Origin of the sequence: Labrys sp. WJW, from assembly GCF_001676615.1 — a bacterium.
Taxonomy (GTDB): Bacteria; Pseudomonadota; Alphaproteobacteria; order Rhizobiales; family Labraceae; genus Labrys; species Labrys sedimenti.
Genome location: NZ_LYXZ01000079.1, coordinates 51,342 through 58,925, shown reverse-complemented (window position 1 = coordinate 58,925; position 7,584 = coordinate 51,342). Strand labels below are relative to the sequence as shown.

The window sequence follows — 7,584 nt, the reverse complement described above, 5'->3', positions numbered from 1 at the left end:
AGCGCCGCCGCCATGTCGTTGGCGTCATTGGCCGGGTTCACCAAAGGCGTCACCGAGCGATAGGCACTGTTGCCGATCACCAGCGCCGCCTTCTGGGCCGCCAGAGCCTCGCCTCCGACGAGCAGGCCGGCGAGCAGAAAAAGACCCCACATATAACGTCGCATCATCATGGCCCGACCGGTCTTGTACACCTTGGCAGAGTATCACCTTTTGTTAACACATCGAACGCGCGAAAAAGCACATCGAGGCGCCGGCATGAATTTGGGGATCGATGCCTGTGGCAGGATTGTCACGCCTTCCAACCGTCTCATGATTCACGGCAATTTCGCCGATTTCATCCTTGCAACGAAGCAGCGCTTACGGCCATGAAGGCTGCCACCCAAGTGTTGTGTACGGGATCGGAGAGGCTGTGGATTTGCGCCAGGCAACCGCCATTGCGAAACAATTCATGCCACGGCCGGGCAAACCGGCCAGCCTCGCGGTTCTCGCCCTGCTCGCAGCAACCGGCACGGTTCAGGCAGGCGACGATTCGCAGCCCATGCAGTTCAATATCGTTGCCTCCGGCAAATCCTGCCCGGGATGCGTGGTGATCAACGCCTCGGGCCAGATCGTCGACGAAACCTCGCGAAATTTCGCCGTCTTCCTCTCGCAGAACCGCCTGAGCGGTGTCCTGCCGGCGGAACCGGCGGACGGGCAACTGCCACCGGGCGATGCGCCGAAGGTCATCGTGGCTTTCGAGTCGATCGGCGGTAAGGTGCAGCCTGCCCTGATCATAGGGCGGCGCATCCGCAAGGCCGGATGGACGACCATTATCGGCCAGGCCCGCCTTCAGCGCGGCCAGCCGGTCTTCAATCAGGCCGGCTGCTTCTCGGCCTGCACCATGGTGATGCTGGGCGGCACGGCCCGCTTCGTCGTGCCGGGCTCGAAGGTCGGTGTGCATCAGTTCTCACCGCAATTTACCGATGGCGAGAGCTTCGATGCCCGCGAGATGGGTCAGATCGTGCGCGATTACGGCCGCGAGGTCGTCAGCGTCTATGACTTCGTCAAGACTCTGGGGGTGAACGAAGCATTCTTCACCACCACCCTGCGTACCCCCTTCAACAGTCTCGACGTCCTGCCCGAAAGCCAGTGGATCCCCGTTGGGGTCGCCACGACCCTGCTGCCGGCCTCCGATGAACCCGTTACGACCTCGAGCCTGCTCACCGGCAGGGGGAACGACCAGCCAATGGCCGCTGTCGCCAAGCCGAGCGTGGGGCTCAAGGCCTCGCCGGGCACGCCGCCGCCCGGCCGCGGCCGCTGGACCCTCATCCAAGCCGTGGGCCTGCCGGCAACCGCGGAATTTGCCAGCGAGCAGTTCCGCGTCGCCCTCGCCTGCCGCGACAGCAAGACGGCGCGGCTCGAACTATCCTTCAAGGCCCTGGCGCCGCTCGACCTCGAACGCATGCGGGCCGCTGCCGTCTCGGCGCGCGCGCTCAGGATTGCCGGGCGTCAGGTTGCGATCGACAGCGTAGAGGCGGCCGGCAATGGCGAGCAGAGCGTCGCCGCCCTGCTCGCTGCCAAGGATATCAGGGATTTGCGCAGAAGCGGTAGTCTCACCGTCGCCGTGCTCAACAAGGCCGGCGAGCCAGTCGGTCGGTCGGAAGCCATCCCCACCGAAGACGCCTCGAAAACGCTCGACGACGCCATGGCGTCCTGCGGGGCCTGAAAGCCCGCAGGCAGGGACGAGCCCGGCCATAGCAATAGCGTGCCTTTCCCGGCCTCGTTGCGCCTTTTCAGATGGAGCACCGTGCCTTTCAGGAAACGGCGCTATCTCGCGCTTCAATGCAGCTTGTCGGCTTCCCACGCTGCCCGCATGGCATCATCGACCGAGGCGAAATGCGGCGAGACATCGTCGGTGCTTTCCTCGGCGTGTGGTTTTTCCTCGCGAATGACCAGCACAGAGCAGCCGGAATGGCGCACGATGGCGCTCGCATTGCAGCCGAGCAGATAGGTCGCGACGCTCGGTTGGTGAGAACCGACCACCACGAGATCGGCCTGCTGTTCCTCGGCAATGGCCAGCACTTCGTGATAGATGCCACCGATCCGCACCACGCTCTGCACCTGGCCGCCCGGCAGCAACACCGTACGGGCAAGATCGGCAAGCGAGCCTTTGGCCTTTTCGGCGACTTCGCCTTCAAAGCTCACGGGCACCGTATCCAGCATCATCAGGGGCATGATCGGCACGACATGGACCAGGGTCAGCGTCGCGCCGGCGGTATCGGCAAGTTTCACTGCGCTGTCGATGGCGAGTCTGGCCAGTTTCAGATCTGCAATATCGACAGGAACGACGATCGACTTGAACATCTTGTCTACTCCCGTTGGCCGAGCTGACGCACAGAACAGAATAGACGTTATGGCGTCACGCCTCAGTTGAAAGAGCACGCCCCAGCCGTCCTTGGACGGCTGTACCTAATCGATATAGGGCCCCCTGACGAATTGCAAACGCTTGGGATGCCAAAAAGTTCAGAGCACACCGAGTTTTTTTTGCAGGGAAGACGATGAGGTCGTGTATTGGAAGGTCAGGCGTTTCTCCGGGTAGATATAGCGGAAAGCCTTCTGCGCCATCAACGCGCCTTCATGGAAGCCGGAGAGGATCAGCTTGAGCTTGCCGGGATACCAGTTGATGTCCCCGATGGCGAAAATGCCCGGCTGCGATGTCTCGAAGGTCTCGGTGGAGACAAGCACCAATTCGTCATTGTGCAGATCGAGCCCCCAGCTCGACACCGGGCCGAGCTTCATGGTCAGGCCGAAGAAGGGCAGCAGGTGCTCCACCGGCAAGGTATAGACAGTGCCGGAATCCTCGCGGATCACGGCCCCCGAAAGCTGCCCTTCCGCCCCTTCCAGGCCGACGACCTGCCCGAATTTCAGGTCCATCGCCCCCTCTGCCGCCAGGGCCCGCATCTTCTCGACCGAGTGGGGGGCGGCCCGGAACGCGTCGCGGCGATGCATCAGCGTCACGCGCTTGGCGATGGGCTGCAGGTTCAGCGTCCAGTCGAGAGCGGAATCGCCGCCGCCGACGATCAGCACGGAGCGGTCGCGGAAAGCTTCCATCTGCCTGACGGCATAGGAGACCGACTTGCCCTCATAGGCTTCGATGCCCTCGATCGGCGGCTTCTTGGGCTGGAAGGAACCACCGCCGGCGGCAATCACCACGGTCTTCGTCTCGAAGACGTCGCCGGCATCCGTGGTAACCCGGAACAAGGGATCACCGATGCGCTCGATCGTCGAGATCATGCGCGACAGATGGAAGACCGGCGAGAAAGGCTCGATCTGCTTGAGCAGATTGTCGACGAGTTCCTGCCCCGTCACGATCGGGAAGCCGGGAATGTCGTAGATCGGCTTTTCCGGATAGAGCTCGGCGCACTGGCCGCCGATCTTGTCGAGAATGTCGACCACATGCACCCTGATATCGAGCAGACCGAGTTCGAATACGGAGAACAGGCCGACAGGCCCGGCGCCGACGATGAGCACGTCGGTCTTGATAATCTCAGTCATGATCTGTCCGATAGGTGGTTCACAGCAGCTTCTAAAGCGTTTTGCGATTTGGCGGAATCGCCAGGAATCGCAAAGACGCGTCCAATCAAAGAGTGAGAGCAATGCGGCGTTTCCGTCTAAACGCGCTTTGCTCTAGGGCAGCAAGGCTGACCAAAGTCAACGAAGCGCATGCCCTCGTCAACTCCGCAATCATGATCAAATCAGCGCAGCTAGGGTGAAGCCACCGGAGACAGATCATGACCCGACACGAAACCAGCCTCGCCTATGCCGCTCGCATCGAGCGGGTGATGAGCCATATCGCCGAGCACCTCGACGACCGGCTCGAACTCGACGATCTCAGCGACATAGCCTGCTTCTCGCCCTACCACTTCCACCGCGTCTTCGTCGCGGTCACGGGAGAAACCGTGGCAGAGGCTGTGCGGCGGCTGCGCCTCCATCGCGCTGCCGTCGAGCTCAACCGCTCCCGGCACGCGCTGGCCCGCATCGCCAGCCGGGCAGGCTACGGATCGGTGGCGGCCTTCACCCGCGCTTTTGCGGCCTCCTATGGCTCGCCACCGGCCGCCTATCGGCGCGCCGGGCAGGATCTGCGCCCGGTATCCCCGCAATCAGGATCACAAGCCATGACCCGTGCGACCGCGTTGCGCTCCGCCCTGCATTACGATGTCACCATCGAGACCGTGCCCAACCTCAGGCTGGTGACTTTGCCCCATCACGGCGATTACCAGAAGATCGGTGCCAGTTTCGAGCGCCTGTTTGCCTGGGCAGGCGGACACGGCCTGCTGCGCCCGGGCGTGCGGATGATCGGCATCTATTACGACGATCCCGACAGCAAGCCCGTCGCAGAGCTGCGCTCGGAGGCAGGCCTAGCGGTGCCGGAAGACAGCCCGCTCGGCCCGGACATGGTCTGGCGCGAGGTTGGTGGCGGTCCGGTGGCACGGCTGGTGCACAAAGGTCCCTATGCCGATCTCGATGTCGCCTATGCCTTTCTCTATCATAGCTGGCTGCCGCATTCCGGGCGTCAGCCGGGCGATGCGCCCTGCTTCGAGGAATATCTCAACGATCCCCGCAGTGCGCCGCCTTCCGAATGGCTGACGGCGGTGAACCTGCCGTTGAAGTAGCGTCCTCTGCCGAGATCAGAGGCTGATTCCCAATCGAGTCAGCCAGCGGCGCCAGCTCGGTGTGGCTTCGGCCACCACCTGGGTAAAATCCGCCTCGTCTCTGGCCCGGTACTCTGCAACAGCAGCGAGCGTGTTGGGAGAGACGGTCAGCGAAGGGCACGGCTTTGCCGGCTCAAAGGGAAGCGTGCTACGGGCGTTGAAGACATAGCGCCCGCCGCAACTCGCCACGGTCGGTTCGCGTCGCGTGGCTTCGAAATGATCATACCCTTCCTTGAGATTCTGCCAGAAGGCCCGGTCCGGGCCATTTGCATTGGCTTCCATGTTCCGGGCATGCATACGGAAAGGAAAAGCCTGCACCTGAATGGTTTCCTGTCCGGCCTCCAGGGCATCACGCACCAGCGGGTAGATTTCGTTGATGCCGCCATCCGTCATGGCGTAGCAGCCGACGGAACGGCACGCGCCATGCACCATCAGCGCCGAACCGGTATAGCCAAGGGAGCGCTCAAGCGCGTTGGGAAAACCGAGATTGAAGGAAAGGTAATAGGAGGAGCGCGGATTGAGCGAGTTTTTGGTCAGGGTGTAGAACCCTTCCGGCGATTGACGATCACCTTCTCGCTTCTTGCGTCCGAGTTCGCCGGACCAGGTACAGATGGGCCAGGTCTTCAAAAGGGAAAAGCGCCCATCCCCGCCTTTCTTCCAGATTTCGAGTTCGCTCTCGGCCTTGAAGATGCGGATCAGCACCGGGTCGATGCTCTTCATGCCTTCTCTTGCCATCACCGATCGAACCGACATCGGTACGGCTTGAAGGTGGCGCTGTTCGAATGGAATCCCGACCGGAAGGGCAGCAAAGACCGCTGGCTTTTCCTGCTTGAACGGCGGAGGGAGCCCCGAGCGATCAAGCACCGCAGGCAAAGCCGTGAAAGCCCCCGCCAGCGCAAGCACCGAAACGCCAATACCGACCATGCGCGTCGTCATTCCAACTCAATCACTTGCTTGAACCCACGAAGCAATCGCAGGCCTTTTCGGCAGTTTTGTGATCGCTGCGGCCCCGGCGATCACAGTCCTGTTCGGATTGTCACTGGAAATTTCCGGCAAAAAAGCTGCCGTCCTGCTCGATTATCTCCCGTAGCTCACCGTGATCTCACCGACCCCTTCGCAACGGCCGTGCAGCGTGTCGCCGGGCTTCACCGAGCTGACGCCGGCCGGCGTGCCGGTCATCAGGAGATCGCCGGGCGCCAGCGCCACATAGCGCGACAGATAGGCGATAGCCTCCGGCACCGACCAGATCATCTGCGACAGATCGCCTGACTGCTGCACCTTGCCGTTGACCGTCACCTCGATCCTGCCCCTGTCGGGGTGGCCGATGTGCGCGGCGGGCACGATGGCACTGATCGGGCATGATTGGTCGAAGCCCTTGGCAAGCTCCCAGGGCCTTGAAAGCTTCTTCGCCTCGGCCTGGATGTCCCGGCGCGTCATGTCGAGGCCGACGGCATAGCCATAGACATGTTCGAGAGCCCGTTCGACTGGAATGTCCCGCCCGCCCCGTCCGATAGCGACCACCAGTTCGATCTCATGGTGCAGGTCAGAGGTCTGGCTCGGAAACGGCAGCAAGCCGCCGGGATTGACGGCATCGGCCGGCTTGGCGAAGAAGAAGGGTGGCTCACGCGTGGGATCGGCTCCCATCTCCCGGGCATGATCGGCATAGTTGCGCCCGACACACCAGATGCGGCGCACCGGAAAGGTCCCGGTTTCGCCGGCGACTGCCACGAAGGGCTGCGGCGCTGGTTCAATGACATAGTTCATCGTGAAATCTTCCTAACTATCCGGAGGTTCGTCGCCCCGATGGGCTTCGATCAGCCAAACACCTCTCTCAGCCGCTTGACGATGTCGGCGACGCCAAACCTGACAGGGTCCGTCGTCGGCAGCCCCTCGGCTTCGGCGATCTCGGCCAGGCAGGCCCGCGCCGCCGCCTCGTCCAGCGCCTGGGTGTTGACCGCGATGCCGACACATTGAATGCCGGGATTGGTGAGGCGGCCATTGGCGATGGTGGCGTCGATGACGGCACGGATGCTCGGCAGCGCGGCCGGCACGCCGCGCATGGTCCTGCGGGTCGGCTCGTGGCAGACGACGAAGGCATCGGGCTGGGCGCCATGCAGCAACCCGAGGGTCACGCCGGCAAAGGAGGGATGGAACAGGCTGCCCTGCCCCTCGATCACGTCCCAATGACGAGGGTCGGCATCGGGGCTGATCCATTCGGCGGCGCCGGAAATGAAATCGGCCACCACCGCATCCACGGCCACGCCGCGTCCGGAAATCAGGATGCCGGTCTGCCCCGTGGCTCGGAAATCGGCATCGAGGCCCTGGGCTTGCATCTCCCGTTCCAGGGCAAGGGCGGTATATTTCTTGCCCACCGAACAATCGGTACCGACGGTGAGCAGCCGCAAGCCGCTGCGCTTGGTGCCCTTTCCGGTGGCGAAACTCTGGCCCGGGATGCGCACGTCGTGGAGCTGCCGGCCATGGCGCCGGGCGGCTTCGGCAATTTGCGGAAATTCCTCCAGTCGGCGATGCAGGCCCGAGGCGACGTCCAGCCCGGCTTCCAGGGCCTCGACGATGACGCTGATCCAATGCTCCGGCAGGACGCCGCCGGCATTGACCACGCCGATCACCAGCGTCCGGGCGCCACGCCGGACACCCTCGCCAATGCCGAGGTCCTCCAGCCCCAGATCCGCCCGGCACCCCGGCAGCCGCAACTGGCCGAGGCACCAGTCCCTGCGCCAGTCGACGATGCCTACCGCGGTCTTGGCGGCAAGCTGGTCGGCCACGTCGCCAACAAACATCAGATAGGGCTTTTCGATCTGCATGGGGCAGCGACCTTCCTGAAGACCTGCGCGCAGTGGTTGCCGGGTCGCGCCGTCACACGCTATCCTATTGA

The 7,584-nt window shown here is 63.1% G+C and carries 7 protein-coding genes; 2 read left to right on the top strand and 5 right to left on the bottom strand.

What is annotated here, in order from left to right:
- Positions 1-448 precede the first annotated feature (448 nt).
- Positions 449-1,705, top strand: a complete 1,257-nt coding sequence (locus BA190_RS33155) for a hypothetical protein (RefSeq protein ID WP_156771812.1) — start codon at positions 449-451, stop codon at positions 1,703-1,705.
- Between the two features lie 113 nt (positions 1,706-1,818).
- Here BA190_RS33155 and BA190_RS33150 read toward each other — a convergent pair whose 3' ends face one another.
- Together BA190_RS33150 and BA190_RS33145 are read right to left on the bottom strand one after the other, a co-directional pair.
- Complete coding sequence (locus BA190_RS33150; RefSeq protein WP_068298815.1) at positions 1,819-2,343, bottom strand: universal stress protein; 525 nt, start codon at positions 2,341-2,343, stop codon at positions 1,819-1,821.
- Positions 2,344-2,502: 159 nt separating this feature from the next.
- A complete protein-coding gene (locus BA190_RS33145; RefSeq protein WP_068298812.1) occupies positions 2,503-3,534 on the bottom strand; it encodes an NAD(P)/FAD-dependent oxidoreductase in 1,032 nt (343 codons plus the stop codon).
- 236 nt (positions 3,535-3,770) lie between these two features.
- Between BA190_RS33145 and BA190_RS33140 the strand changes: the two genes are divergently transcribed.
- On the top strand, positions 3,771-4,652 hold the full coding sequence (locus BA190_RS33140; RefSeq protein ID WP_068298809.1) for a GyrI-like domain-containing protein: 882 nt from the start codon (positions 3,771-3,773) through the stop codon (positions 4,650-4,652).
- Positions 4,653-4,667: 15 nt separating this feature from the next.
- Here BA190_RS33140 and BA190_RS33135 read toward each other — a convergent pair whose 3' ends face one another.
- The 3 genes from BA190_RS33135 to dgcN form a co-directional block, all read right to left on the bottom strand.
- The gene (locus BA190_RS33135) at positions 4,668-5,627 is read right to left on the bottom strand and encodes a murein L,D-transpeptidase family protein (protein ID WP_245315032.1); all 960 of its coding nucleotides are present in this window, start codon (positions 5,625-5,627) and stop codon (positions 4,668-4,670) included.
- A 141-nt stretch (positions 5,628-5,768) separates the two neighbouring features.
- The gene (locus BA190_RS33130) at positions 5,769-6,455 is read right to left on the bottom strand and encodes a fumarylacetoacetate hydrolase family protein (protein ID WP_068298800.1); all 687 of its coding nucleotides are present in this window, start codon (positions 6,453-6,455) and stop codon (positions 5,769-5,771) included.
- A 50-nt stretch (positions 6,456-6,505) separates the two neighbouring features.
- Positions 6,506-7,513: an N-acetyltransferase DgcN gene (gene dgcN, locus BA190_RS33125; protein WP_068298796.1), complete on the bottom strand. Its 1,008-nt coding sequence runs from the start codon at positions 7,511-7,513 to the stop codon at positions 6,506-6,508.
- Positions 7,514-7,584: the final 71 nt, after the last annotated feature.

What these genes read in the sequence shown, in the direction of transcription:
- BA190_RS33155 (WP_156771812.1), top strand. Translation starts at nt 449, where the DNA reads ATGCCACGGCCGGGCAAACCGGCCAGCCTCGCGGTTCTCGCCCTGCTC.
- BA190_RS33150 (WP_068298815.1), bottom strand. Translation starts at nt 2,343, where the DNA reads ATGTTCAAGTCGATCGTCGTTCCTGTCGATATTGCAGATCTGAAACTG.
- BA190_RS33145 (WP_068298812.1), bottom strand. Translation starts at nt 3,534, where the DNA reads ATGACTGAGATTATCAAGACCGACGTGCTCATCGTCGGCGCCGGGCCT.
- BA190_RS33140 (WP_068298809.1), top strand. Translation starts at nt 3,771, where the DNA reads ATGACCCGACACGAAACCAGCCTCGCCTATGCCGCTCGCATCGAGCGG.
- BA190_RS33135 (WP_245315032.1), bottom strand. Translation starts at nt 5,627, where the DNA reads ATGACGACGCGCATGGTCGGTATTGGCGTTTCGGTGCTTGCGCTGGCG.
- BA190_RS33130 (WP_068298800.1), bottom strand. Translation starts at nt 6,455, where the DNA reads ATGAACTATGTCATTGAACCAGCGCCGCAGCCCTTCGTGGCAGTCGCC.
- dgcN (WP_068298796.1), bottom strand. Translation starts at nt 7,513, where the DNA reads ATGCAGATCGAAAAGCCCTATCTGATGTTTGTTGGCGACGTGGCCGAC.